Consider the following 26,209-nt stretch of genomic DNA (forward strand, 5'->3'; position numbering starts at 1 on the left):
ATGACCTTTGAAATGCTGATTTTCTTTATTTGTATTGCACTCTTGCTGCTAGCTTACAAGTTTTACAGTCCCTTTGTAGAACGCCAAGCGGGTATCGACCCGCTAGCAAAAACACCCCAAGCTCGCTTTGCAGATGGCGTGGATTATGTTCCCGTTCACCCCGTTAAAGCCTTCCTTATTCAATTTCTTAATATTGCCGGTGTCGGTCCTATTTTTGGCCCTATTTTAGGCGCGTTATATGGCCCTATTGCATTGGTGTGGATTGTATTGGGCAATATTATTGGTGGTGCAGTACATGATTATTATTCTGGTGTACTCAGTATTAAAGAAGATGGTAAAAGTTTACCGGAAATTGCAGGGCATTATTTTAATGTCTACTTTAAAGGTGTGATGCTCGTTTTTACTGCGATGCTGTTATTCTTTGTTGGTGTCGTGTTTATTATGAGCCCAGCAGGTCTGTTAAGTAATTTATCTTATTTTGAAGATACATTCTTAGCTAATAATGTGTTCTGGGTAGTAGTGATCTTAGTTTATTATTTCTTAGCAACCATGTTACCAATTGATAAGATTATTACTAAATTGTATCCAATTTTTGGTTTGTTAATGATCGTAATGACATTATCGATGGCTATTGCATTAATATTTAATGCGCCACAGTTACCTGAAATCGGTGATATATTCGCGTATTTCGATCACAGTCATTACAACAATGATTTGTTAGAGCCGAACCCTGATGGATTACCTGTTTGGCCATTACTATTTGTGACTATTACTTGTGGTGCAATCAGTGGTTTCCATTCCACGCAAGCTCCGATTATGGCTCGTTGTTTAACTAATGAGAAATATGTTCGCCCAGTTTATTATGGCGCGATGATGTGTGAAGGTATTGTTGCTTGTGTATGGGCATTAGCGGGTATCGCGGCATTCCCTGGTGGTTATGTGGAACTAAAAAGCGTCCTTGATGCTGGTGGTCCTGGTTTGGTTGTTAATCAAGTTGCGACCACATATCTTGGCGCTGCTGGTGGCATTATGGCGATCATTGCAGTGGCGATTTTCCCTATCACCTCGGGTGATACGGCATTCCGTTCTTTGCGTTTAACGATTATTGATGCATTTAAAATCCCACAAAGTATGCGTAATCGGTTATTAGTTGCGGTACCAATCCTCGTTATTGCTTACTTCATGACTAAAATTGATTTCTCACTAATTTGGCGTTATTTTGCATTCTCAAATATGCTACTTTCTACCAGTGTATTGTGGCTAGCAACCAAGTATTTGTTTGATCGCGGCGCGTTCCACTGGATTGTTAGCCTACCTGCTGTTGTAGGCACCTGTATCACGGTGTCGTATATCGTGACTGCTGGTATTGGACTTGGTTTACCACAAGAGATGAGTCAACCTGTGGGTATTGCGGTTGGTGTATTTGGTCTCGTTGGATTAATATTAATGCACGCGAGACGTAAACCTACGATGAATAACTAAGCATTCGTTCACAGGTTCACGATAAAAGGCTGCATTGTGCAGCTTTAATCACCCAAAAAACTAACGAAAATATCAAATTACAATGTCCATGTGGTGCTGTTTAATGCGTTATATGACTAAGATGCATACATATATCTATGTTTTCGAGTAAAAACACGTATTGTTAAGTAGTATTTATTTCCTTAATGGACGTTACAATTCTTCAACACTTAATTTGTTGTTATCTTAATTTTAAATGTTTTTTGTAAAATGGTACAATTTAAATATCAAATGGTTAGCATTTTGTTAACATTAGGAGATCGTTAATGATAAATTTAAATAGAAAGTTATGTTTAACTATGTGTGGTATGGCTGCATTTTTGCAACCAGCATTGGCTGAAGAAGCGGGTACAATGTATTTAAATCCCGCTGTCGGTTATCACATGTTTGGTTCTGAATTAGATATTGAAGACAGTGCTGCACTGGTTATTGGCGGAGAATACGTTATTAGCCCGAAATTTGGTGCGGAAATAAGTTATCTTTACGGTAATTCAGATATCGATGGTTCCTCTGCTGATGTCGATAACTCACAATATACGCTTGACGGACTTTATTACACACCGGCAGTGGGTAATTGGCAACCATTTATCAATGCCGGTGTTGGTCATGGTACGTTTGACTCAGGGGCTAATGATACGAAGGAAACACAGCTTAATGTCGGTGTGGGTAGCCGCTATCATTTTAATGATAAATGGTCTGCACGATTACAAGCTAAAATGATTAATAGTTTAGATGATGAACGCTGGGATTCACTTATTACTGCCGGTGTGAGTTATGCATTTGGCGGTAAAAGTAAACCTGCTCCTGCTCCTGCTCCTGCTCCAGCGCCAGCACCAGCACTAGCGGTCGTATTACTGGATGTCGATGGCGATGCAATCCTTGATCAGGATGATCAATGCCCAAATACACCGAGTGGTGTTTATGTTGACGATAAAGGTTGTGCACTAGATCGTGATAGCGATGGTATACCAGATTATTTAGATCAATGTCCTGATAGTACATCAATGACGAATCTTGATAAAAATGGTTGTGAAATCTTAATGGAACAACCAAAGTCTATTAAATTAGAAGTGCATTTTGCGAATAATTCAGCCGAGATTCCGAGTGCAGCAAAGAGCGAAATTAAAGAAGTCGCCGATTTGATGGCGAAATTTTTGAATGCGAATGTAGTTATTGAAGGTTATTCTGATAGTCGTGGCAAAGCATCTTATAATAAAGTTTTGTCGCAACATCGCGCTGATGCGGTACGTGATATTCTCATTCGTGAATATAGTATTGATGCTTCACGGGTATCTGCAGTAGGCTATGGACAAGAAAACCCTATTGCTAGTAATAGTACAAAAGAAGGACGCTTAGCTAACCGCCGAGTGATGGCTGAGATTCATTATAAATAAAGCCGTAATATTACCTTGATATAAAATACCGCTAACGCTTTAATTAGTGTTAGCGGTATTTTAATGTTAAGCCAGATTAAGATGTTGGATGGTGCAAAAAATTAAATTCAACAAGGTTTAAAAGAGGGCAAAATACTGACGAAAAAGCACAACAACAGCGTCAAGAGAATGCCGCTAATAAAGCCATTATTCAACAGCGAAAAATACGAGCAATGACGATACGGCGAAGAAGTGAGGGTTCTCGTTTTCTATTTTCCCATAACGACAAAGTCGTCTGCGTAATATCGCTAAATTCTTTATGGGTGCAATTTGTACTTATTACGGTATTAGAAGTTGTGTGATCTTTGAGTAAATTGATAATATTTAGCGTTTTAATGTTTTAGAAGAGGCTATCAGACTTCTATTTTGGTTTATTTTATATATAATGCATATTACGAAATGTCCTTGTAGCTCAGCTGGATAGAGCAAGCGCCTCCTAAGCGCTAGGTCGGAAGTTCGAATCTTCTCTGGGACACCATCATTTTATCCGCATAGCATTTATACATATAACACTTAGTCATTTACGTTAACGATTATATTTTAACGAGCACATCTTCCATTGCTAAGCGTGATTTTGGTGGCGTGATATTGTAATCATTTTCTGCATCACGGTAACCAATTGCCAGTGCGACATCACTGACATAACCATCTAGCTCTACTGCAAACTCTTTGCTTACTAATTCACTATCAATGCCTTCCATCGGCGTAGAGTCAATATTTAAACGTGCCAGTGTATGCATGGTATTACCTAACGCAAGGTAGGTTTGTGCTTTAGTCCATGCTGCTGTGTCGCCAGTTTCATCTGTATTTAGTTCAACAAACGCAAATGCACCGAAGGCACTTTCTTTATCTTCTGGTTTGGTGCGTTTATCTGCAATACCTTTATCAATCACGGCTTCATAGTCTGCACGGGTATACGCTGGGTTATGGGCAAAAATAATAATGTGTGACGCACTCATAATATGCGGCTGGTTAAACTGAAATTTATTGGCAAAGGTGTTGTGCATCCGCTGTTTTGCTGCATCACTTTCGATAACAATAAACTTCCACGGTTGAGAGTTAATTGATGATGCAGATAAACGCATTGCTTCCATGATCACAGCAAGTTTGTCTTGCGGTATTCTTTTTGAAGCATCGAATTTTTTGGTGGTGTAACGATTGCTGAGATCTTGGATAATTTGATGTGTCATAGCCGAACCTTAATGATAAATTTTATTTGTTATGCAATTTTAGTTATTTCGTTTACTACGAAACTCGCGACAGCCCCTTCGGTTGCTTGCACATACATTTTTAAATGCGGGCTATTGAGGTGTTGTTGTAATAACTCATGACTCACCCAATTTTCAACGAAAGTAAATAATGCCGGGTTATTATTGTCTTGATGCAAGTCGTACTGAATACAACCTTCTTCAAGTCGTGTCGGCTCAATCAATTTTAATAGCGCTGTTTTTACGAACTCAATTTTATCTGCTTTCGCTTCGATGTTTGCAACAATCGTGAGTGTGCTTGTCATATTCTCGTTACCTTTTATTGGTCGAACACTGAGTGAGTGAGGACATTATCCTTGATTGTTGCTACTCTAAAAAGATGGTAATGCAACTAACAGTTTCAAAAACTATTTGATAATGAATATTAAAGACCTTACTCTTTTTGTGCGTACAGCGCAAACATGCAATATCACCGCATCCGCATTGCAGTTGGAAATGAGCCCAGCTGCTGCGAGCGCGGCGTTAAAACGTCTAGAAAAACAACTCGGCGTACAACTCTTTATTCGCTCGACACGTAAGTTGCGTATCACGGCCGAAGGGGAGCGCTATTTAGTGCATTGCACCGAAGCGTTAGCGGCATTAGAGAAAGGCAAAGCTTCTTTAAACGAAATTCAGGGTAAAATTGCCGGTGAAATACGTTTATCCGCTTCGTCTGATTTAGGGCGTAATATAGTGTTACCTTGGCTCGATGAGGTGATGGATGCTTATCCTGAGTTATCTATTCAGTTCAATGTTGGCGATAATTTGGCGGATTTCTATCATGACAAAATTGATATGGCACTGCGTTATGGCGAGCCCGAGGATTCCTCGTTAGTCGCCTTTCTGATTGCGAAAATAGATCGCGTGGTCTGTGCATCACCCGCCTATTTAGCGCAATATGGTGAACCTCATCACCCTAACGATTTATCACAACATAACTGCTTGTTCTATCGTTTTGGTGAGCGTGTTTATGATACATGGCCATTTATTGATAGCACGGGAATAAGTACTGGAAAAAATACGGTTAAAAGCGCTGGAAAAAGTAGCGGAAAATACAAGGTGAAAGTGAGCGGTAATCGATTAAGTAACGATGCGGATGTGGTGCATCGTTGGGTCGTCGCAGGCAAGGGCATTACCATGAAGTCGCGGTTAGATATGGCGGCTGATTTACGCTCGGGTCATGTTGTTGAACTACTGAGTGATTTTAATTCCCCTCCGATTAATTTATGGTTAATTTATGGTTAATTTGTCCTAACCGTACCCAAGTAACCCCAGCGATGTTGATGTTGCGCGATCTGTTACGCAGTAAGTGTGAAGCTGAATTAAGTTAGCTCAGTTTGGTGCGCCAAAAGGTTCTTATTTCTGCATCGTATTATTTGGCAAAGCGAGTTCGTTCCCGCACGGTGTGAAAGATCCGCAATTGTTGAAACAAGATGATGTGGTATTGATTGATGCAGCACAGATTAACGTGCCTTGTCAGGATGTTGATGCCGCCGCTCGTGTCTCACTGGAGGCCGATGGTTTTGGACCTGATTATGACCCATTTGGTTATGAAGTCTAGTTTGTAAAAGTAAGAGTTGTAAGTTAAGCGGTATAAATTAAGCGTTATAAGTTAAAATGATGAAAGCCCGCGAGACTAATTTCGCGAGCTTGTTTGTTTTCTACGGTATTAATTATTTGCTGCTAGCAACGTGTGTTGCAATTACATCCATCAGTGTTGGCGATAAGCAATCATAAGATTCAAGACCTAACGCATTCAAACGTGATCTGATTGCGGTCATGTCTTTTGGATCGGTACCTGTTTCAATAATCGATGAAACAAACGCGGCAAATTCAGGTGCAGACCAACCTTTATCGGCAGACAGTTCGGTGTGAACGAAATCTAGACCAAAGAATGGATGTGTTTTATCTTCAATACGACCATACATATGTACACCACAGACATTACACGCGAAACGTTGAATGGTTGCTGTGTCATCAACAACTTTTAGTTTTGAACGGTTGTTTGTCACGCTTAACTTATCTTTTGACACAACGGCTACTTGTGAGAACAGCGCACCTTTGGGCTTCCAGCATTTAGAACAACCACAAGCATGGTTATGTGCAGTTTGGCTGTCGATCTTTACTGTCACAGCATCACGGCTACAGTGACACTGTAATGTACCACCATTAAAGCTGTTAGCCGTTGGGGAAAACCCTTTATCCATTGCTGGATGGATCTTGATTTTGTTTGTTGGACAAAATGCGTTTTTATAAGTCGTTACAATTTTGTTTATCATGTTCAATTCCAATTAATTTGATGCAGGTGCAAATGATGCGTCAGCGTTTCTGTGTGCGGTGTAGATAGCTTCGCCATCACTTTCGGCATCAAAAATAACGGTTACATTGGGAGAAAAAAGGATCACATCGCCAACTTCTGCAACGTATTTATTACCTTGCTTGTCACGTACGACAATCTTACCTTTCGTAATCACTTTGTATTCAACTGAGTCGTAAACGTACTCGAACTCAACACCCGGTTGCATAGCAAAATGACCAATGGTTAATGCATTGCTATTGTGGGTTACGGCAACTTCGGCCATTTGGCTTTTTAGGCCTTCGACTTCAAGTAATTTACTTAGATCATTTAATTTGAATGAGCCAGATTTTAAAAGAAAAATACCGGGCTGAGTTGTTAATGTCGACATCTAATATCCTTTATTTAGTCAAATCACATTGTGTTAATCATTTAATTTTTTAATGTGGTTTATGTTTGCGATGACGAGCATTCTACATTTGGAAGAGAACAAAACAATATGCTAAAACGGTAAAAGATTATTACTTATAGGTAATAATCTGCATTTAAATTATTGTTTAATTTTTAATTGTTGTTTTATTATGGGTTATTTTAGTTTGGATTAAAGGTTATTATTATTGAATTCAAAGGGGGTTGTGATGGCTACTTGGTTATACCAAGAGCCATCATTTCAACGTTTTTTGTAAGGATTATGCGTAGGTTTCATTGAGTTTAAAGCGAGATAACATGGATTTTAGTAATTCAGCTTGTTGGGATAATTGTTCAGCAGCTGCTGCACTTTCTTGTGCTGTGCTATTGTTTTGTTTGGTAACGCCGTCAACTTCGGTAACGCCTTGGTTAATTTCTTCAGCTCCGATGGCTTGTTCGTTACTTGCTAGTGCGATTTTCTCAACCAGTACGGTAGTTTGACTGACACTTTCAAAAATGCTTTTTAAACTTTCAGCTGTTTCGGTGGCAATCAAGCTACCATTTTTGGTTTTCTCGACAGAACTTGCGATCAGTTTTGAGGTTTCTTCAGCAGCCGTTGTACTTCTGGCTGCTAATTGGCGGACTTCATCTGCGACCACGGCGAAACCTCGGCCTTGTTCACCAGCTCGAGCGGCTTCGATAGCGGCATTCAAGGCGAGCAAATTGGTTTGATCGGCAATGTCATCAATCGTATTGATGAAGTCAGCGATACTTTCACTGGCCTGCGATATTTCAGCCATTGCAGCAATCATTGTTTCCATTTTTTGGATACCCTGTTCTGCCGAGTTTTGGGCAAGCGTCGCTAATTCTTGTGCTTGATTTGCGCTTTGTGCATTTTCGCCGATTTGAGTACTCAATTGGTTTAATGATGCGGAGATGTTCTCTAGACTTACTGCCTGAGCAGATGCTCCTTCAGATAACGCAGCACTCGTTTCTGAGACGTTGTAACTGCCCTGTGATATCTCAATACTGGTTAATTTGGTTTGGCCTAATACTTCATTTAAGTTCGCGGTCATTTCTTGTAATGCTAAGCCTACCGAATCTTTATCTGAGGCTAATATGACTTTGTTATTGAGTTCGCCAGCTGCGATTGTTTGTGCGAGTTCTGCTTTTTCTTTCAGGTTAGCGATCATATTTTTCATTTCCGCGAAAATACCACGGTCATTACCATCACTTTTTAATTCGATGCTTAAGTCACCTTTAGCGACTGTCTTGGCTATTTCAGCAATGTATGCTGGTTCACCACCAAGTAAATTCATAATATGACGGGTGAGCCAGACCGCAATGACAATGCCAGAAATAATGGCGAGTATTGTGCCTAAAATAGTGGTGTTAATAACGGCAGATTCAGTTTCTTCTAACTCGACCATTCTCGCATTCATTAAGCTTGTTTCTCGTTGCTTAAAGGTTTGTATTTGTTCGCGGAATTTATCAAAATACACTTTACCTTTAGCTTCACCAACAAGGTCGGCCATATCATTCATCGTTTTTGCATCACCAATGCTACGGCGTAGGGCGATTTGTTTTTCAACGACTGTACCTATCCAATTATCAATTGTTGACTTCGCTGAGCCTAACAACATTACTTGCGCTGGATTGTCGGATACTGTGTTTGATAATTGGCTAATTAAGCGATAAAACTGTTCTTTACCCTTGATATAAGGTGTTAAAAATGCGTCTTGCCCAGCAAGTAGAAAACCACGCATACCGGTTTCCATATCAACCGCAGCTGCCACGATTGACTGCGCCGTCGCGATGACGCGGTAAGTGTGCTCAACCCGTTGACTTAATTCTCTTAGTTCTTCAACATTGGTGCTGTTTTGTGCGTATTCTTTACGTTCTGTCATTAATTTTCGTTCGCGTTCAATGAAAGTCGTTAATTGCGCTCTAAATTTATCGAAATATTTTTTCCCTTGTGCCTGCTTAATTAAATCGGTCATATCGTCCATGTGTTTTGCGTTACCGATTTCGGTTCTTAAGGCGATGACGGGCTCAGTGACATTCTTCTGCCATTCGTCGATAGTACTCTTGATGTCTTTTATTAATGCCACTTGCGCTGGATTATCAGAGACTGTTTCAGAAAGACTGCTGGTTAAAGTATTAAATGTTTGTTCACCGTTTTGATAGGGTGCTAAGAAGTCAGCTTTACCCGCAAGCAGGTAACCGCGCATACCGGTTTCCATATCTACGGCAGCGGCTTCAATACTTGACGCTTTAGCCAACACTTTATGCGTGTGGTCTACCCAGCCAAAGTTACTGACGAGTGATTTTACACTGAATAGTACAACCAGAGTGACGGCCAGCATTAAGGATAGAATAAGCCCATAACTTGAATATAATTTGGTAGTAAACTTCATATTTTTAAACATAACAGTCTCCGCTGTAACATCCAGTAATTACTCCCATCCACATGAATTGTCGATTGAAAGTTTGTATAGATATGAAGTCTAGTAACATAAGGTAAAGTTTTAATTATAATTGTGTATAAGTACTATTTTCACTGTATATCTGTGAGCAGTGGTTGAAAAATGAGATTAAATGCTAAAGTGGCTTTAGTTGTTTAATATTTTACTTAGTTATTTTGGGGGGTATTTGCTGTCTAGTTGTGATAGTTTTTTTGGAGGGCGAAATAGAAAAGGAAGCGCAGAGGCTTCCTTTTGACGAATAAGGCATGTGAGTATGGTTATTCGTGGATGTGATTTTCGGTAATACTAAACCGGATGATTAAGCGAAGTGCGTCTCTAACTCTTCACTTCCACCTATGTGCTTACCACCGATAAAGATTTGTGGCACTGTACTTTGACCTGTCACTGCACGTAGGCTAACCGTGGTTGCGTCTTTACCGAGTACGACTTCTTCGTAGTTTAAACCCTGGTCGATTAAGGTTTGTTTTGCTTTAGCGCAGAACGGGCAGCCCGGTTTAGTGAACACGGTGATTGATTCTTGCACTTTATATTCTGGTGCCACGTAACCTAACATAGTGTCTGCATCAGAAACCTTGAACGGGTCGCCGGGTTCGTCAGCTTCGATGAACATTTTTGCTACCACGCCGTTTTTAACCAGCATGCTGTAACGCCATGAACGCTTGCCAAAACCGATATCTGACTTGTCTACTAACATGCCCATACCTGCTGAGAACTCACCGTTACCGTCTGGAATGAAGGTGATGTTTTCTGCTTCTTGAGCATCTTTCCATGCGTTCATTACGAATGTATCGTTAACTGATACACATAGAATGTCATCAACGCCGTGTGCAGCGAATACGCTAGCGAGTTCGTTGTAACGGGGTAAATGGCTTGAAGAACAAGTCGGTGTGAATGCGCCTGGCAGGCTGAATACAATCACCGTTTTGTTAGCAAATAACTCTTCAGTAGTACGGTTAACCCATGCATCACCTTGGCGAATTGGGAATGTAACTTGTGGAACGGTTTGGCCTTCTTTCGATACTAATGTCGTCATAATATATTCCTTAATGTAGCTATTAATTAAGCTAACCTGTTTGATATAACTTGGTTGTTTATAAAAAGTATTTGGTTAAGACGTTGTGTCTGCCTCGTCTTGATGTAGCTATTATGTCTAAATACTTGCGATAGGTATAATCGATTAAATCTTTACCTTCGATAGTCTGTGGCTATTAGGCCTGTCAGTTCTTGAATTTCGATTTGTTTTAGCTATGGATTGAATTTTCTAATTTAAGCGACCTTCATATCGTTTGTTTTAGGCAAACGAATATAAAATTGCGTACTTTGTCGTGCTGACTTGACCCAAATACGGCCGCCTAGCGTATTGAGTAACGCTCTGGATAGGGTTAATCCGATCCCGATATTGACGGTGGAGTTATTATTGTGGGTAAAATTACGCTCAAACAAATGCGTACAGTCATCTGTTGGAATGGTCTTTCCGGCATTAGAAACGGAGAGCTGGATATTGTCATTGTCTTCTTCAATCGTAATAATTATCTTACTATTATCATCGGCATGGCGTACTGCATTGGATAACAGGTTAGCGATAATCCGACGTAATAAGGCACTATCAGTACTGAGTTCGGCCTGTCCTTCGATAATGATATTCACGTTTTTTTCATCGGCCAGTAACTGAAAATAGTCCGCAAGTTTAGATGCTAACTCGTATACATCGACTCGTTCATTATTGACGGCGAGTTGCTCACTTTCGGCTTTCGCCATGAGTAAAATATCGGTGACTGTTTTGGACAGAAACTCTAACTCTTCGATATTAGATTCAAGGGTATCTTTGTAATCCAGCGAGCTTCTTTCACCTTGCAACATACACTGATTTCTCACTGTCATGGATGCTAATGGGGTTCTTAATTGATGCGCCAAGTTTGCAGCATAGAATGATAATTGATCGAACGAACCTTCCAGACGTTTGAGCATCAGGTTGAAGACCTGAATCGATGACTGCATCTCTTTGGGATATTCTTGCGGATCAAGTCGAGTTGCCAGCGTGTTTATATCTATCCTGCTGGTTTCCATACTAAATTTACGTAGTGGCGATAAACCATACCAAGCAACAAAAGCCCCTATGATGCTAAGAATACAGAACATTAATCCCATGCTCAAGATCATATTTTGTGTGGAATTATTTAGAAATACAGCATGATAAGTGACATCTCTGATCACGATTAAACGAAAGTTTTCACCCTGACGATTTCGGGTGATAGTCGCAATACCTTTAAAGTAGGTGAGCTCACTTTGCCAGTTAACGAGCTGTCCAGGGCGGCCGTCACGCAGTGCCGATGGAATAGTAAGGCCTTGATAAGATGATGGCATTAATTGGTTGGCGTTGTTAATAGCTAAAACATGGGTATCAGGATGATCGGTAAGGATGGTACTGAAATTTATATCCTGATCTTGATTAATGCCGTCAATAGCTGCAATAACCATGTCACTCTTGCTAAGAATGTATTGCTTATCCATGTCATTGAAATGTTGGCTGCTGAACCACCAAAAAAAAGCAATTGCAGCACTGACGATAAGGAAATAGCTCAGGGTAAAGTGCAAGGTTAATTTGGTGGCAATAGACCCTCTCACGACCTTAGCTCCAACACGTACCCCATGCCCCGCACCGTATGGATCAGAGGTGATGAGAAACCCTGATCGATTTTGTTCCGTAAGCGTTTAATCGCAACTTCAATGATATTAGTATCACTGTCAAAATTGATATCCCATACATGGCTGGCTATTTGTGATTTGGATAATACTTGCCCCTGACGAGTCAGTAAAAATTCAAGTAAGGCGAATTCTTTAGCGGTAAGATCTATGTTGCCACCGTCTCTTTTTACTTTTCTTTTTAACCGATTAAACTCTAAATCGCCGATAGTGAGAATGGCGTTATGTGTTGAACCTTTGTCGCGTAACTGATTGTGGATCCGGGCCAATAACTCACAGAAAGAAAACGGTTTGCTCATGTAATCATCTGCGCCAAGCTCCAGACCTTGGACTCTATCTGCCACATCATCTCTGGCTGTGAGCATTATTACCGGTAAATATTTGGGTTTTAGGCGTAGGCGTTTTAGGATATCCCAGCCGCTCATCCCCGGTAACATCACATCCAATAAAACCAGGTCGTAGTCCATCTCGGTTGTTTGGTGCAAACCATCAATACCGTTATCGACAAGATCTACGTTGAAACCACTTTCATCCAGCCCTTGTTTAAGGTATTTCCCTAACTTAACTTCATCTTCAATAATTAGAATTTTCATTGATTTTCCACGCGTTTTATACCGTATTGTTGGACTGGTATTGAGACTTATGACACTTGCTTAATTTATTATCTTAAACTAATGGAGATTATAGTGAGTTTATGACAGAAAACTGTCTTAAAGATTACAATTCTGTCATCTTTATCATTAAGTCGTATGCCAGTGTATTGAAAAGTAAGATAATTTGAAGCTGACAAGCTTGTAATATTGACGACATGCTGATGACAGATTGGGGCACTAGTATTTGATGTGTATCTTTTAATCACATCAAGGTGAACAATATGAAAAAATTAATTCTAATGACAGCATTAACCCTTAGCCTGCAATCTTTCGCTGCCTCTGCCACACAAATATCGGGTAACACCGACATATACACAGGTGTCACTGAGAGCCGAGCCGAGGCTTACGAGACTGGGGTTAATATATTGCAACAACTGAAGTTACTAACGGGGAATCAGGCTTATAAAAAGCTTAATATAGTGAATACGAGTACAGTCAGAAGTTCGATTCGAATTAACGATGGACGTGTTTATGTAGATGAATTTGCGGATGCAACCGGTTCGTTAAAGTATCAAGCTAAAGTGAAGTTAAATTACAGTTATAAAGAGGCTGGTAGTAATCGATAATTCTTTACAGCTCCAGATTTGATCTGGAGCTAGTCTCTAATTCAATTATTGCGTATCTTGAGATTCGTTAATTACATCACCATTATTTTACCTTTCATGCCAGCTTCTCTGTGCCCCGGTAATAAACAGGCAAAGTCAACATAGCCTGCTTGCGTGAACTGCCATATCAACCCGCCGCGCTGACCAGAACCTAAACTCAACATATTGCTTTCTGCATGTTGCATCTCTGGCATGTCTCGCATCATTTGGGCATGCTCTCCCAATGCTTCTGCCGAACCAATGACGAGTTCGTGGGATATTTTCCCTGCATTCTTAACAAAAAAGCGGATGGTTTCTCCGGCATTAACGTGGATCTGACTCGGGGTAAATCGCATGTTGTCATTCATGGTGATATCGATAGTCCGAGTAATATCCGCCGCTTTACCGGGTTGCCCGGATGCTGAATTTGTCATTTTCATCATACCTGCCATGTTGTGGCCTGCATCGTGATCAGTACTATGACCACCGCCAGCGAACGCCAAGCTAGGCAGTAGGCTTAATAGTAAAATAGGTAGTGTTTTAGTTGCTTTCATGTAGTTACTCTCTGTTGTGTATCGTTAGTAAGATTGATATCCAAGCTATATCCGCAAGTTTCTGAACTGGCATCTTGCAGTGGCTTAGGTATATATTTTATGTATTTGTGATTATTAAATTTGGCTGGCGTTAAAACCAAAAATGGAGCCCTGCAAGCCAGCGGGTTTCTTCTGTTGCTGCATTGTCTTCGCGGATGAAGTCGGCGGTATTACCAAATGATTTTGCCCAGTCAACGCCGACGTAAGGTGCAAATTGCCGGGTTATTTCGTAACGTAAGCGCATCCCGATGGCGAGATCAGACAGACCTTTACCACGGTTACGCTCGGAGTCATTTTTACCATAGAGGTTCATTTCCAAACGTGGTTGTAATACTAAACGCTGGGTGAGCAATAATTCGTATTCAGCTTCTAGCGATAAGTCTGTTTGTCCCTCGTCACTGACATAAGCTGTGGCATCAATTTCGAACCAGTAAGGGGCTAATCCTTGGATGCCAAAGGCTAACCAGCTCTGATCTGGACCTTCGCCAGTATCATATCTAGCCCCCAATTGGGTATTCCAAAACGTCGTGATGGCATGGTTCCATAATAATTCGGTACTCGATTCCTCTAGTTTACTATTGACAATATCGCCTTCTAATTTGACGACTACACGATCATAATCCTGGCCATACCAAACTTGACCGTCATAGACCCATGAATCCTCATCATTGGTAAATACGCGCTCCAGACGATCGATTAACAGTCCGCCACGGCTATGCTCGTCTGCAAACCTTAATTGACGTGGACCATGGAGTACATAAGGTCCTGATTCTAAAGTGATGCCATCTGCATAGGCATGGGGATCCCGCGCATCGGAGGGGGCTGAGCCACCTTGCATTTGCATGCTGTGATCACCCATATCTGCCATGTTATGTGACGGTTCAGCCTGGGTATTAAAGGAGAGTAGATTCAGTGTTGTTATGGCCATCAACGTGGTAACGGAATTAAGCGTACGGGGAATTGTATTCATGAAACCACCACTTCACGGAACATGCCCGCATCCATATGGAACATAAGATGACAATGCCAAGCCCAGCGTCCGCGTGCGTCAACAGTAACCAGAAAACTGATGCGTTGTGCTGGTTGCACCGGAATGGTGTGGCGACGTACTTGGAAACTGCCATCTGGGTTTTCGACTTCGCTCCACATGCCGTGCAGATGCATAGGGTGCGTCATCATAGTATCGTTGTGTAAAATAATTCGCACTCGCTCCCCGTAGTTGAAATGAATCGGGGTCGAACTACCGAATTCGAGTCCGTCCAGAGACCAGGTATAGCGTTCCATATTGCCGGTCAGGTGCAGTTCTATTTCACGCTCGGCAGTGCGAGGATCCATTGGTCCGCCTAAGGTTTTAAGATCGGCTAGGGTTAACACCCGTCGTCCGTTATTACGTAAACCGACACCGGGATCGTCAAGGTTGGTGCGAGGCATATCGACCCGCATATCGACGCTGGGACCGTACTCTGTTTTAGCATGCCGTACCTGCTTACTGGCTGTGGCTAACTTAGACGTCATATTAGACATGGCCGAGTGGTCCATGTTAGTCATCATACCGGGCATCGAACTATGATCCATGCCGCTCATTTTGCCCATATCGTCCATGCCAGAATGCTGCATACCGGACATAGAACTATGATCCATGCTGTTCATTTTATCCATGTTACCCATGTTACCCATTGCACCCATACTGCCCATCATGTCGGTCATGGTCAGTGATTCGGGCTTATCCAATGCTGGTACCTCAGTGCTGAGGCCTGCTTGCGTCGTTAAGGTCCCGCGAGCATAACCGGTTCTATCCATCGATTGAGCAAACAGGGTATAGGTATCATTGCTGGGCTCAACGAGTACATCGTAGGTTTCACCTGGCCCAAAGCGAAATTCATCCACGGTGACGGGTTCTACATTGATGCCATCGGCCTGAACTACTGTTAATGCTAGTCCCGGGATCCGCACGTCATAAAAGCTGTTACTAGCACCATTGATAAACCGCAATCGGACCCGCTCACCGGGTTTAAATAATCCCGTCCAGTTACCTGCAGGGGTAGTGCCGTTCATCAGGTAGGTAAGCGTTTGTGCGGAGAGATCTGCGAGATCGGAGGGACTCATGCGCATTCGATTCCACATCTTGCGTGACTGCACCGCTGTCTGCAGTCCATTTTCGGAAGCGTCTTGGAAAAAGTCGAATACTGTGGGTTGATTAAAATTGTAATAATCACCCTGAGTTTTTAGCTTAGCGAAAACCTGTGCGGGGTTTTCATCAGTCCAGTCTGAAAGTAGGATCACGTGCTCCCGATCCGCTTGGATACTATCTTCTGCTGCGGGCTCGATCACGATAGCACCATACATGCCGGTCATTTCTTGCATGCCAGAATGGGAGTGATACCAATAGGTACCGCTTTGTTCTACTTTGAACTGATAAGTGAAGGTTTCACCTGGGGCAATACCAGCAAAACTGATACCTGGCACACCATCCATTTGGTAAGGTAGGATAATGCCATGCCAGTGAATGGAGGTATGCTCTTTCAAATGGTTGGTGACTCGTATTGTCACGGTATCGCCTTCACGCATGTGCAGAGTCGGAGCCGGAATGGAACCATTGATGGTGGTTGCCATGCGTATTTTCCCGGTGAAATTAACCTGTGATTCAGCGACGACCAGATCAAACTCAGTACCGCTCAGTACTGGCGCGTTGTTAGGATGGGGATTCAGGCCGCTGGCCCTCGTGGGTTGTAACAGGGGATACAGCCCCACAATAACCCCTCCGGCGGCGAGGCCCTTAAGGAGTTTACGTCGTGGTAAATTGGCTGAATGTAAAGAATGCTTCATACTTGCTGTGCTCCTTTATTCAAAAATTCCTTGTTATTAATGGTCTATTCTACAAATAGGCTGCTTTCCAGAAGGTGACACGAAAATGACAAATTGGTCATTTTTGAGATAAATTATAGATAAGATTGGTTTGTGTACTGGCTAGCTTTTAACTAACACCTTGAAGAATAGTAGTATATGTAGGAGATGTTTGACGGCAGAAATGGGATTCGGTTTTATAAAAATAGGGCAATAAAAAACCGCCAGTGAATGAAATACTCACTGGCGGTTTAATTCTAAGTAGCGGATAGCTAATTAACTATTAATTACTCACTACTCTACAGTAACAGCCTTCGCTAGGTTACGTGGTTGATCCACATCGGTACCTTTAATCAGAGCCACATGGTATGACAGTAACTGCATTGGTAATGTGTAGAAGATCGGCGCGGTAATTTCGCTTACGTGCGGCATAGTGATGATCTTCATGCCTTCAGATTCAACAAAACCAGCGTCAGCATCTGCGAATACATAAAGTAGACCGCCACGTGCACGTACTTCTTCAATATTTGATTTAAGCTTTTCTAATAATTCATTGGTTGGCGCGATTACTACAACAGGCATGTCAGCGTCAATTAGCGCTAACGGACCGTGTTTCAATTCACCCGCTGCATATGCTTCTGCGTGAATGTACGAGATCTCTTTAAGCTTAAGCGCCGCTTCCATTGCGATAGGGTAGAATTCACCACGACCGAGGAATAAGGTATGGTGTTTTTCAGCAAAATCTTGGGCTAGTGCTTCAATGTCTTTATCAAATGATAATGCATTTTCAATTTGTGTTGGTAATGCATGTAGTGCCGTTACGATTTCAGCTTCTTTAGTTGCATCGATAACGTGTTTTTGTTTACCTAATGCGGTTACAAGCATTAATAATGCTGATAATTGTGTAGTGAATGCTTTAGTTGAAGCAACACCAATTTCAGTTCCTGCACGGGTCATAAATGCAAAGTCTGATTCACGCACTAATGAAGAACCGGCCACGTTACAAATGGTCATTACAGCCATGTAACCTTTTTCTTTCGCCAAACGCATTGCTGCTAACGTATCTGCGGTTTCACCTGATTGGGATAACGTGATCAACAGGCTATTCGGACGCGTTACAAATTTACGGTAGCGGAATTCAGATGCGATTTCGACATCACAACTTACACCTGCTAACGATTCAAACCAATAACGGGCTGTCATACCTGCGTTGTAAGACGTACCACAAGCAATGATTTGAATGTGTTCGACTTTCGCTAAGATCTCTGCAGCGTTAACGCCAATACTTTCTGTAATAACGCTGTTAGCTGTAAGGCGACCTTCCATTGTATTGGTTAGTGCAGTAGGTTGTTCGAAGATTTCTTTCTGCATAAAATGACGGTATTTGCCTTTATCTGCTGCATCATGCTCTGCATTTGACTCCGTTACTTCACGTGTTACTGGTTGACCATTAATATCAAATACGGATACATCACGACGGGTAATTTCAGCTACATCGCCTTCTTCAAGATACATAAAACGACGAGTAACACTCAGTAATGCCAGTTGATCGGATGCAAGGAAGTTTTCGCCTACACCTAAACCAATCACGATTGGGCTGCCTGAACGAGCCACAATTAACTTACCTGGTTCTAGACGGTTTAGTACTACCGTACCGTATGCGCCTTCTAACTGTGCAACGGTTTTTTGTACGGCATCCAGTAAGCTGTCTGTAGAGCGTAGTTCCCACTCAACAAGGTGGGCAATAACTTCGGTATCTGTTTGCGATTGGAAAACATAACCACGTTGTTGTAATAATTCACGTAATGATTCATGGTTTTCAATTATACCGTTATGAACAACGGCAATATCACCAGATACGTGTGGATGAGCATTTGCTTGTGAAGGTTCACCATGTGTCGCCCAGCGAGTATGGGCAATACCAGTACCACCGACTGGTTGTTCAGCATCTACGGCATTCGCTAATTCTTTTACTTTACCTAAACTACGTACACGTTGCAGGTTATTGTCTTGATCAACAATGGCCACACCGGCAGAATCATAACCGCGGTATTCTAAACGACGTAAACCTTCAACTAAAATTTCAGCGATATCTCTTTGTGCTACTGCACCAACAATGCCACACATGGTCTTCTCCTAAATGTATAAACTTTTTAAACAAGTAATAACCACGTGATAGTAGTGCCTATCGGTCCGTGATGACGTTCGTCCTGATATAACCTGTTTTAATGATTTTGTGAGCGAAACTTTTATCATTAAATATAGTGCGTAATGGCAATTTATCTATTACCACTAAGCGTTGACCTAGCTATAAATACAAGATAAGTTTCGAAGTTGCCATATATTAGTTTCGTTTGTTTCGTTTGTCTATTCAAACTTACCATTTATGTGTGATTCAAAACTAATTAATGACACTAATCTAATGAACCAAGAAAAAAAGCAGCATACTCAATACTGCTGTGAGCAAAGTGTTGCGGGTTATTAGGATCAATAGCACCGCAAACACAGCGCCGATCAAGTAGCTATTATCGAGATTAAGGTGCAAGGTATTGTCTTGAATAAAGACAATCGGCGCTAAAATTGCAGTGAGTACTGCAGGTGCTGAATAGCTTAAAAACTTCACCATACCGGGGTTAAGACGCAATGGTAGTTTCGGTTCTATGAATATGTAGCGGCTAATAAAGATAATGACCGTCATTAATATAATGGTTAGCCAGATCATAGGCCTTCTCCCGGTCTTGTTAATATGATTTTATTTGGATGTGGCTCATTGGTTAATTTAGCGGTAAGCATGCCAGCACTCATGCCTGATAATGCCGCGATAAGTAATCCGCCCGGGATATCAAACAGTACACACACGACGGCCATGACTAACGACACCAGTACGCTAACGAGTATGGATGGGGTTTTAATGGCAGGTACAACCAAGGCAATAAAAGTAGCTGCGATAGCGAAGTCTAAACCGAGCTCATCTAAATTGGGGATCTGTTGACCAGCAAAAATACCAACCGCAGATGCAATATTCCAAATGAGATAAAAACTAAAGCCACCGCCAAACGCAAACCAGCGATCAAACTTGTGCTTTTTAGTGTCGCTGCATATAGCGAATAACTCATCGGTGAGTAAGAAACCCAGTGTTAACCGCCAACGTAAAGGCAGGGGACTCATTTGCTGGCGCATAGCCATGCCATATAAAAAATGGCGTGAGGTAATGAGTAGGGTAGTTAAGAGAATACTGGTTAACCCAACGCCTGATTTGATCATCCCCACTGCAACCAGCTGCGCCGCACCAGCAAACACAATCGCTGACATTGCTTGGCTTTGCAGCATATCTAAACCGGCTTCAATGGCATAAGAGCCCGCCAAAATACCCCAAGGGATCACCGCAATACTTAACGGCATTGCGGCGATCATACCTTGCCATAATGACTTTCTGATCGAGGCGGGCGATTGTGGCTGTGACATGTTTTTATTCCTTGTCATATATGTTGTTTTTATAGTGGTTAAGCATATTAACGGAGTTAGCGCATGAGTAAGAGATATGGTGGATACATTTGGTTGTGGATCGCGTAAGCGGATAAATATATACGTTAAACGAAGTGCTATGGTGAGTATATTAGTTTTATATGCTGGCGATGAGTATATTGTCATCATTTATCGACCTTGTAAAATCATGAGCTTGGTTTGTTTAATCTACAAACACGACTAATATTTAATTACACTTCTCACTTTAACTGCTCATAACTTTCAACTTTAATTGCTCATACATAATAGAGAATAACGATGAAATTGAAAATACAGGCATTAATTGCCGTGATTGGTTTAGCGGGTTGTAATGATGAAGCGCTAAACAAATTTGTTCGACAAGCCGACAGCCCTGTTTACAGTGGTGATCGTAGTGACTTACTCGCTTATGGGGGAAAACTGTGGAATGACCCTAGCCTTGGTAATAGTGGTTTAGCGTGCGGTACTTGTCATGCTGGTGGCGCGGCATTTAATGATAGTTTTAAACAGCCATATCCGCACTTGGTCGCAATGGCGGAAGATATGTCGGGTTTAACCTCTATAGATGCCGAGCAGATGGTGCAATTTTGTATGTTGCAACCGATGCAAGCTGAAATGCTTGCCTGGGATTCAAAAGAACTGGCAGCGCTAACTTTGTATGTCGAAAAAGTAGTGCAAGTCGAATTTATCAAGCAGGATTAACCTAAGGCTAATAAAAAACCCAGCAAGCTGGGTTTTTTGATGTTAATGACACAATACGAGTCAAACGCGATTAATTAGTACTGCGCTCCTCTTAACTTTTAGTGTTGAGCTTTGTGCTCGCCACTGCCAAAGTGCCAATCATAGTGGAAGCTTTGACTTGCATCTTGATCTTTACGACGGTAAGTATGGCCACCAAAGTAGTCACGCATTGCTTGAATAAGGCTTGCTGATGAATCTGCTTCACGGTAGCAATCGTAGTAGCTCATCGCTGCGCTAATTGAAGGCATTGGCATACCTTGCATGATTGCTTTCGCTAATACTTCACGCCATGCCATTTGGCTTTCAGCTAATGTATTAGTGAAACGGTCCGCTAACATGAGGTTTAATAACTCAGGTTCAGCTTGGTAAGCTTTCGCGATATCATCTAAGAAGTGAGCACGGATCACACAACCGGCACGCCATATTTTTGCAATTGCAACGTAATCAAGCGTCCAGTTATGTTCTTTTTGTGCTGCAGACATCAATTCAAAACCTTGTGCGTAGCTACAGATTTTTGAACAATATAGCGCGTCAGCCAGTTTGTCTAACCACACGTTGCGGTCTTCAATCGTTACTGTTGGACCTGCAAGCGTTGTTGCGCCAATCTGACGAATAGCTTTTTGTGTGCTTAGGCAACGGGCAAATACAGATTCTGCAATTGCGTTTGCAGGTACGCCAAGCTCTAGGGCTTCACGTGCAGTCCAGTTACCTGTGCCTTTTTGGCCTGCTTGATCCATGATCACGTCAACCATAGGTTTACCTGTTGCTTCATCAACAACTTTTAGGATGTTACCTGTGATCTCGATGAGGTAGCTTTGCAGTTTACCTTTATTCCATTTACTGAATACTTCACCAACTTCAACCGCCGACATGCCTAAGATTTGACGCATGAATTGCACAACTTCGGCAATCATTTGCATATCAGCGTATTCGATACCGTTGTGTACCATTTTAACAAAGTGGCCAGAACCGATTGGACCGATATATTCGGCACAAGGTTCACCTTCAGGTAACGGCTGATCTACGTGTGTACGTGCAATTTCAACACCTGTTACAGGGTCTACTTTCGCAGCCATTGCTTGCCACATTGGTTTTAGTCTTTCCCAAGCTGCTTTATCGCCACTTGGCATTAATGATGGACCAAAACGAGCGCCCACTTCACCACCTGAAATAGCACAAGTAAAGAAGTTAAATTTGCCAGCGTAAGAATCTGCACGGGCGATAGAGTCACGCCATTGGCTGTTACCTGTATCTACAACAATGTCGTTTGCTTCTAAGCCAGCTGCAATCAAGTCATTACAAATAATATCAACAACAGGACCGGCTGGAACAGAAAGCACGATTCGACGTGGTGTTTCAAGTTGGTTAATTAGCTCTGCAAGATCAGCAACCGCAATTAATTTTGCTGCAGTTAGAGGTTGATGACGCTTAACGATGTCAGTACGACGGCTTTCGTTAATGTCAAAAGCTGCAACGGAAAATCCACGTTCAGCTAAGTTTAATGCCATGTTGGCACCCATTACGCCTAAACCTATTACTGCAATATCAATATTTTTATTCATCTGGTCCTCTGTGTCTTAGCAAGTCATGAAGGTGAGAATTGGCTAATGCCTTGTAGTTTAAGGCATGATATAGAAAGTAGAAAAAGATACAATATTAACGCTATCGTTATTTGTACTTTTCATTTAAATAGCTATTTTTTTGCTGAGCTAATTTTAAATCATCAAAATGAATATGGCTAATTGGTTTTATCTTATGAGAGCTAGCTCACTCTATCATGTTTGGCTAAATTTAGGATTGTCTCTTTCCTGCTCATTTATATAAATGTAGCTAAAATTATTAATATCTTGCTGGATTCAAGTAATAAGTGTTTTTGTGAATGGTTATCTAACTTAACCGCATCATTGATGGCCAAATAAATTAACAAATATGTTGAAAACCATATATTTGTGTTGTTTTGAAGTTAATTGAAAAGTTTATTTACCCCTAATTGAAGATAGGTATAATGTGGTAAGTATTTTATAACTAAGGATATTAGGCGTATGAGTTCCAACAGTCGTAAGTCTGGTCGAGTGACCTTGCAAGATGTTGCAAATAAAGTAGGTGTTACTAAAATAACCGTATCTAGGGCGATCCGCACGCCGGAGAAAGTATCGGAATCATTACGCTTAACTATCCATAAAGCAATTGATAAGATGGGCTATGTGCCTAATCGTGCTGCGAGCATGTTAAGTGCAAAGCAAAGTAAAACTATCGTATTGATTGTTCCTTCATTATCTAACGACGTATTCGCTGACGTTGTTCGTGGCATTAATGATGTAATGTTAAGCCAAGGCTTTCAAATATTGTTAGGCCACTCGGGTTATTCCTTATTAGAAGAAGAGCGCTTAATCGAGACTTACTTACAGTTTGGTATCGATGGCATCATTATTTCTGGTACCCATCACACTGAACGCAGTAATCGTTTATTACGTAAATCAAACTTACCAGTTGTTGAGATCATGGAATGTAATGATAACGCGATCGATATGTCGGTGGGTTTAGATCATGCGCAAGCGGGTTATAAAATGACACAGCATTTAATTGGCAAAGGGTATAAAAATATCGGTTTTGCTGGTGCGCGAATGGATCTACGTGCGCAACTTCGTTTAGATGGTTGGCGCAAAGCGATTTGGGAAACAGAGCTAAGCGATGCTCGAGTGCTCACAAGTTCTTATGCCTCAACTTACCAGATGGGTGCTGATATGTTGACAGAGATATTAGGTGAATGGCCTGATACTGACTGCATCTTCTTCTGTAATGACGATTTGGCTGCAGGGGCGCTATTTGAGTGTCAACGTCGTAATTTAAAAGTACCGAAAGATATTGCGTTAGTAGGCTTTAACGACCTTGATATTTGCTCGGCGACAAACCCTAAATTAACCTCTGTTTGTATTCCGAGTTTTGATATTGGTGAGCAGGCAGCCAAATTATTATTGAAAAAAATTAATGGTGAGCCAATAGAAAATAAGCATTTAGATCTTGGTTTTATTATTTCTGAGCGTGCAAGTACCTAACTCAGGCTGATAACACTTGTGCTTCGTCGTGTTAACGGTGATTTAAGTGCAATGCTAAGAAGTAAGAATATGATAAGTAGAAGCATTATAGTCATGGGCGTTTCAGGTAGAGGGACGTCGACGATAGGATTTAAACTTGCGCAGCAACTAGGTGTTAAATTCATTGATGGTGATGATCTACACCCGAAAGCCAATGTTTTGAAAATGGCTGCTGCGCATCCGGTATGCCCTGGTTTCCATTAGCTACGTGCAATTGAAGTTTAAATTAGTGCAAAATCGTGGCACAAACTACCTGCTGAAGTGGTAGTAGACGCCATGGCAGATCCAAAAATCACCATACATGACTGGCCTGCAGAAGAACTACAACCAGAAAACTGTCTCGATTCCGGCATTACCACAAATGCTACGCCTTAGTTATGATCGTAAATTAGCGAACGGTACAACCTGCGCTAGTAGTACGTCAGGCACTATGCTATCACCAATTTTTGTCACCACCGTTTGGTCCCGCTGCCTTCTACCCTAAATAGGTAGCACCAAAAGACATCAGCTGAGATGAAATATTTAGTGCACTGGTATCGCTTATTTGTTAACAAGTTGTGCGTTAGCATGACTTATCATGTTCCCTCAATTGGCATTATGGTGGCAATAACTATTGTTGAATAGGTGATATAACCGACGTTTTGTTAAATTAGGTATTTGAAAGTCCATTGTTAGTAATAACGATGGGCTTTTTTTTGTTTGAAATTTAAGCAGCTAAACTTTAACTCTTAAATTGGTACTAAAGTGGCATTGAAAAATGATCATTTATTACAATTGGTTAGTGTTAAATTTAAGTTGTATTTTCAGTGTTTTAATGACGGCTTTCGAGTAGGCAGTTTTGTTATTTAAAAAACCAAATTATACAATAGTTTATAACATCTTAAATATGTATAATAAAAGAGCTGTTTAAACTAATACCTCATTGCAAATGTGTATTTAATGTTAACATACCTGCTGTTTATGTTAATTGATGTACTAGGTTAGATGGTTTAGTTAATTATTATATCGGTAAAATGATGATTCCTGTATGTGTAATAACAGTGTGATCATAGTGTAAATCGATAATTATGCAGGTGCTTACCTGTTCCTTAGAATAAGATAGTCAAAAGGACTTGCTCATGATCACATTTGTCATTCCCCAACAAGCACAAGTTATATCTGTTAATGGTAAAGCGGAGTATATACTTGAGCAGGAGAGTCAATCCTTGGAGAGTGGTTATGAAATTGCGGCGGGTGGCAAAATTGAAGTCACGTCTGGTGCTCAGGTCATATTGAAATATGCCGATGGTTCACAAGTGATTATCGATGAACATTTTAAAGTAAATGATGATGCTGACACGCCTGATGTAGCAATGGATGTGTTAGATGAAATTACCGCATCTAGTGATAAACCTGAACAAGAAAAACCTCAAGTTAGTGACGATGTTTTAGCTGAAATTCGTGCCATTCAAGACTTAATCCTATCTGATGAAGAGTTTATTGATCCTGTTAGTACTGCTGCCGGTAGTGCTAGCGATGGCGGTCGTTCGTCTGCAATTTCTGTAGCCCGTACCGGAGCTGAAACGCTGGCGCATGCTGAATTTGAAACTGAAACATTTATGCAAGCAGGGCAAAGTAAAATATTTGTTGATACAAGTATGATTGATGCAAGCGCTTCTGAAACTGTTAATGTGCCAGTGGCGGCGGATGCGACCGCAACGACGGATGAAAACAGCGTGTTAAGTGGCGATGTGCCGGTAGCGAGTGATGTGGACGGTACGGTTGAAAGTTACCAGTTAGTGACAAATGTCAGCGCTGGCAGCTTGAGCTTCAATGCCGACGGCAGTTACACGTTCACCCCCGGCAACGATTTTGATGATTTAGCTGTGAATGATAGCCAAGACGTGAGCTTTACGTACACGGCGACCGATAATGACGGTGGCGTGAGCGAAGCGAAAACGATCACCATTACCGTAACTGGCACCAACGATGTGCCAGTGGCGGCGGATGCGACCGCAACGACGGATGAAAACAGCGTGTTAAGCGGCGATGTGCCGGTAGCGAGTGATGTGGACGGTACGGTTGAAAGTTACCAGTTAGTGACAAATGTCAGCGCTGGCAG

At 41.5% G+C, this 26,209-nt stretch carries 21 protein-coding genes, 1 tRNA gene and 3 pseudogenes; 10 read left to right on the plus strand and 15 right to left on the minus strand.

The window, feature by feature from the left end:
* Positions 1-12: 12 nt before the first annotated feature.
* From HRT96_RS03120 to HRT96_RS03130, 3 genes are all read left to right on the plus strand, one after another.
* On the plus strand, positions 13-1,482 hold the full coding sequence (locus tag HRT96_RS03120; RefSeq protein ID WP_293152050.1) for a carbon starvation CstA family protein: 1,470 nt from the start codon (positions 13-15) through the stop codon (positions 1,480-1,482).
* Between the two features lie 305 nt (positions 1,483-1,787).
* Positions 1,788-2,915: an OmpA family protein gene (locus tag HRT96_RS03125; protein WP_293152053.1), complete on the plus strand. Its 1,128-nt coding sequence runs from the start codon at positions 1,788-1,790 to the stop codon at positions 2,913-2,915.
* Between the two features lie 440 nt (positions 2,916-3,355).
* Positions 3,356-3,432: transfer RNA gene (locus HRT96_RS03130), tRNA-Arg, on the plus strand.
* A 55-nt stretch (positions 3,433-3,487) separates the two neighbouring features.
* Here HRT96_RS03130 and HRT96_RS03135 read toward each other — a convergent pair.
* Together HRT96_RS03135 and HRT96_RS03140 are read right to left on the minus strand one after the other, a co-directional pair.
* On the minus strand, positions 3,488-4,144 hold the full coding sequence (locus HRT96_RS03135) for a nitroreductase family protein (protein ID WP_293152056.1): 657 nt from the start codon (positions 4,142-4,144) through the stop codon (positions 3,488-3,490).
* 29 nt (positions 4,145-4,173) lie between these two features.
* Complete coding sequence (locus HRT96_RS03140; protein ID WP_293152059.1) at positions 4,174-4,467, minus strand: putative quinol monooxygenase; 294 nt, start codon at positions 4,465-4,467, stop codon at positions 4,174-4,176.
* A gap of 112 nt (positions 4,468-4,579) precedes the next feature.
* Here HRT96_RS03140 and HRT96_RS03145 point away from each other — a divergent pair.
* Positions 4,580-5,532, plus strand: a pseudogene (locus HRT96_RS03145) (LysR family transcriptional regulator).
* Positions 5,533-5,540: 8 nt separating this feature from the next.
* Positions 5,541-5,741: pseudogene (locus HRT96_RS03150) on the plus strand (aminopeptidase P family protein); the annotation flags it as partial.
* Positions 5,742-5,874: 133 nt separating this feature from the next.
* On the opposite strand, the gene gfa reads toward HRT96_RS03150, so the two are convergent.
* From gfa to HRT96_RS03180, 6 genes are all read right to left on the minus strand, one after another.
* Positions 5,875-6,480 (minus strand): S-(hydroxymethyl)glutathione synthase, encoded by a 606-nt coding sequence (gene gfa, locus HRT96_RS03155; protein ID WP_293152062.1) that lies wholly within the window; start codon positions 6,478-6,480, stop codon positions 5,875-5,877.
* Between the two features lie 12 nt (positions 6,481-6,492).
* Positions 6,493-6,888, minus strand: coding sequence for a hypothetical protein (locus HRT96_RS03160; RefSeq protein ID WP_293152065.1), 396 nt, complete (start codon positions 6,886-6,888; stop codon positions 6,493-6,495).
* A gap of 298 nt (positions 6,889-7,186) precedes the next feature.
* On the minus strand, positions 7,187-9,334 hold the full coding sequence (locus HRT96_RS03165) for a CHASE3 domain-containing protein (RefSeq protein WP_293152068.1): 2,148 nt from the start codon (positions 9,332-9,334) through the stop codon (positions 7,187-7,189).
* A gap of 355 nt (positions 9,335-9,689) precedes the next feature.
* A complete protein-coding gene (locus tag HRT96_RS03170) occupies positions 9,690-10,424 on the minus strand; it encodes a glutathione peroxidase (protein ID WP_293152071.1) in 735 nt (244 codons plus the stop codon).
* Positions 10,425-10,657: 233 nt separating this feature from the next.
* The gene (locus HRT96_RS03175) at positions 10,658-12,016 is read right to left on the minus strand and encodes a heavy metal sensor histidine kinase (RefSeq protein WP_293152074.1); all 1,359 of its coding nucleotides are present in this window, start codon (positions 12,014-12,016) and stop codon (positions 10,658-10,660) included.
* Positions 12,013-12,687 (minus strand): heavy metal response regulator transcription factor, encoded by a 675-nt coding sequence (locus tag HRT96_RS03180; protein ID WP_293152077.1) that lies wholly within the window; start codon positions 12,685-12,687, stop codon positions 12,013-12,015. The genes HRT96_RS03175 and HRT96_RS03180 overlap by 4 nt, the downstream gene beginning before the upstream one ends.
* Positions 12,688-12,968: 281 nt before the next feature.
* Here HRT96_RS03180 and HRT96_RS03185 point away from each other — a divergent pair, with 281 nt between their 5' ends.
* The gene (locus HRT96_RS03185; protein WP_293152079.1) at positions 12,969-13,313 is read left to right on the plus strand and encodes a DUF3316 domain-containing protein; all 345 of its coding nucleotides are present in this window, start codon (positions 12,969-12,971) and stop codon (positions 13,311-13,313) included.
* A 71-nt stretch (positions 13,314-13,384) separates the two neighbouring features.
* Here HRT96_RS03185 and HRT96_RS03190 read toward each other — a convergent pair whose 3' ends face one another.
* The 6 genes from HRT96_RS03190 to HRT96_RS03215 all read right to left on the minus strand — a co-directional run bounded on the left by HRT96_RS03190 (position 13,385) and on the right by HRT96_RS03215 (position 20,233).
* Positions 13,385-13,885: a cupredoxin family protein gene (locus tag HRT96_RS03190; RefSeq protein ID WP_293152082.1), complete on the minus strand. Its 501-nt coding sequence runs from the start codon at positions 13,883-13,885 to the stop codon at positions 13,385-13,387.
* A gap of 130 nt (positions 13,886-14,015) precedes the next feature.
* Positions 14,016-14,894 (minus strand): copper resistance protein B, encoded by an 879-nt coding sequence (locus tag HRT96_RS03195; protein WP_293152085.1) that lies wholly within the window; start codon positions 14,892-14,894, stop codon positions 14,016-14,018.
* Entirely contained in the window at positions 14,891-16,750 is a 1,860-nt protein-coding gene (locus HRT96_RS03200) for a copper resistance system multicopper oxidase (RefSeq protein WP_293152088.1), read from the minus strand. Before HRT96_RS03200 ends, HRT96_RS03195 begins: the two co-directional genes overlap by 4 nt.
* 312 nt (positions 16,751-17,062) lie before the next feature.
* Positions 17,063-18,895 carry a glutamine--fructose-6-phosphate transaminase (isomerizing) gene (gene glmS / locus HRT96_RS03205; protein WP_293152091.1) on the minus strand — a complete coding sequence of 611 codons (1,833 nt, stop codon included), beginning with the start codon at positions 18,893-18,895 and terminating at the stop codon, positions 17,063-17,065.
* Between the two features lie 292 nt (positions 18,896-19,187).
* Positions 19,188-19,490, minus strand: coding sequence for an AzlD domain-containing protein (locus HRT96_RS03210; RefSeq protein ID WP_006032556.1), 303 nt, complete (start codon positions 19,488-19,490; stop codon positions 19,188-19,190).
* Positions 19,487-20,233, minus strand: coding sequence for an AzlC family ABC transporter permease (locus HRT96_RS03215; RefSeq protein WP_293152094.1), 747 nt, complete (start codon positions 20,231-20,233; stop codon positions 19,487-19,489). Before HRT96_RS03215 ends, HRT96_RS03210 begins: the two co-directional genes overlap by 4 nt.
* Before the next feature lie 318 nt (positions 20,234-20,551).
* On the opposite strand from HRT96_RS03215, the gene HRT96_RS03220 reads away from it, so the two are divergent.
* The gene (locus HRT96_RS03220) at positions 20,552-20,974 is read left to right on the plus strand and encodes a hypothetical protein (protein WP_293152097.1); all 423 of its coding nucleotides are present in this window, start codon (positions 20,552-20,554) and stop codon (positions 20,972-20,974) included.
* 98 nt (positions 20,975-21,072) lie between these two features.
* Here the strand turns inward: HRT96_RS03220 and gndA are convergent, their stop codons facing one another.
* Positions 21,073-22,575, minus strand: a complete 1,503-nt coding sequence (gndA, locus tag HRT96_RS03225; protein WP_293152100.1) for an NADP-dependent phosphogluconate dehydrogenase — start codon at positions 22,573-22,575, stop codon at positions 21,073-21,075.
* 480 nt (positions 22,576-23,055) lie between these two features.
* Between gndA and HRT96_RS03230 the strand changes: the two genes are divergently transcribed.
* The 3 genes and pseudogenes from HRT96_RS03230 to HRT96_RS03240 form a co-directional block, all read left to right on the plus strand.
* Positions 23,056-24,069, plus strand: coding sequence for a LacI family DNA-binding transcriptional regulator (locus HRT96_RS03230; RefSeq protein WP_293152103.1), 1,014 nt, complete (start codon positions 23,056-23,058; stop codon positions 24,067-24,069).
* A 69-nt stretch (positions 24,070-24,138) separates the two neighbouring features.
* A pseudogene (locus tag HRT96_RS03235) lies at positions 24,139-24,294 on the plus strand (shikimate kinase); the annotation flags it as partial.
* Positions 24,295-25,226: 932 nt separating this feature from the next.
* A partial coding sequence (locus HRT96_RS03240) for an Ig-like domain-containing protein (protein ID WP_293152106.1) occupies positions 25,227-26,209 on the plus strand: 983 nt, incomplete at its 3' end.

It is taken from the genome of Moritella sp. (assembly GCF_013215705.1).
Lineage (GTDB): Bacteria > Pseudomonadota > Gammaproteobacteria > Enterobacterales > Moritellaceae > Moritella.

Excerpts from the sequence above, each read along its gene's own strand:
- HRT96_RS03190 (WP_293152082.1), bottom strand. The coding sequence starts at position 13,885 with ATGAAAGCAACTAAAACACTACCTATTTTACTATTAAGCCTACTGCCT.
- glmS (WP_293152091.1), bottom strand. The coding sequence starts at position 18,895 with ATGTGTGGCATTGTTGGTGCAGTAGCACAAAGAGATATCGCTGAAATT.
- HRT96_RS03230 (WP_293152103.1), top strand. The coding sequence starts at position 23,056 with ATGAGTTCCAACAGTCGTAAGTCTGGTCGAGTGACCTTGCAAGATGTT.
- HRT96_RS03165 (WP_293152068.1), bottom strand. The coding sequence starts at position 9,334 with ATGTTTAAAAATATGAAGTTTACTACCAAATTATATTCAAGTTATGGG.
- HRT96_RS03120 (WP_293152050.1), top strand. The coding sequence starts at position 13 with ATGCTGATTTTCTTTATTTGTATTGCACTCTTGCTGCTAGCTTACAAG.
- gfa (WP_293152062.1), bottom strand. The coding sequence starts at position 6,480 with ATGATAAACAAAATTGTAACGACTTATAAAAACGCATTTTGTCCAACA.
- HRT96_RS03200 (WP_293152088.1), bottom strand. The coding sequence starts at position 16,750 with ATGAAGCATTCTTTACATTCAGCCAATTTACCACGACGTAAACTCCTT.
- gndA (WP_293152100.1), bottom strand. The coding sequence starts at position 22,575 with ATGAATAAAAATATTGATATTGCAGTAATAGGTTTAGGCGTAATGGGT.
- HRT96_RS03215 (WP_293152094.1), bottom strand. The coding sequence starts at position 20,233 with ATGTCACAGCCACAATCGCCCGCCTCGATCAGAAAGTCATTATGGCAA.
- HRT96_RS03170 (WP_293152071.1), bottom strand. The coding sequence starts at position 10,424 with ATGACGACATTAGTATCGAAAGAAGGCCAAACCGTTCCACAAGTTACA.
- HRT96_RS03140 (WP_293152059.1), bottom strand. The coding sequence starts at position 4,467 with ATGACAAGCACACTCACGATTGTTGCAAACATCGAAGCGAAAGCAGAT.
- HRT96_RS03125 (WP_293152053.1), top strand. The coding sequence starts at position 1,788 with ATGATAAATTTAAATAGAAAGTTATGTTTAACTATGTGTGGTATGGCT.
- HRT96_RS03195 (WP_293152085.1), bottom strand. The coding sequence starts at position 14,894 with ATGAATACAATTCCCCGTACGCTTAATTCCGTTACCACGTTGATGGCC.
- HRT96_RS03160 (WP_293152065.1), bottom strand. The coding sequence starts at position 6,888 with ATGTCGACATTAACAACTCAGCCCGGTATTTTTCTTTTAAAATCTGGC.
- HRT96_RS03135 (WP_293152056.1), bottom strand. The coding sequence starts at position 4,144 with ATGACACATCAAATTATCCAAGATCTCAGCAATCGTTACACCACCAAA.
- HRT96_RS03220 (WP_293152097.1), top strand. The coding sequence starts at position 20,552 with ATGAAATTGAAAATACAGGCATTAATTGCCGTGATTGGTTTAGCGGGT.
- HRT96_RS03210 (WP_006032556.1), bottom strand. The coding sequence starts at position 19,490 with ATGATCTGGCTAACCATTATATTAATGACGGTCATTATCTTTATTAGC.
- HRT96_RS03185 (WP_293152079.1), top strand. The coding sequence starts at position 12,969 with ATGAAAAAATTAATTCTAATGACAGCATTAACCCTTAGCCTGCAATCT.
- HRT96_RS03180 (WP_293152077.1), bottom strand. The coding sequence starts at position 12,687 with ATGAAAATTCTAATTATTGAAGATGAAGTTAAGTTAGGGAAATACCTT.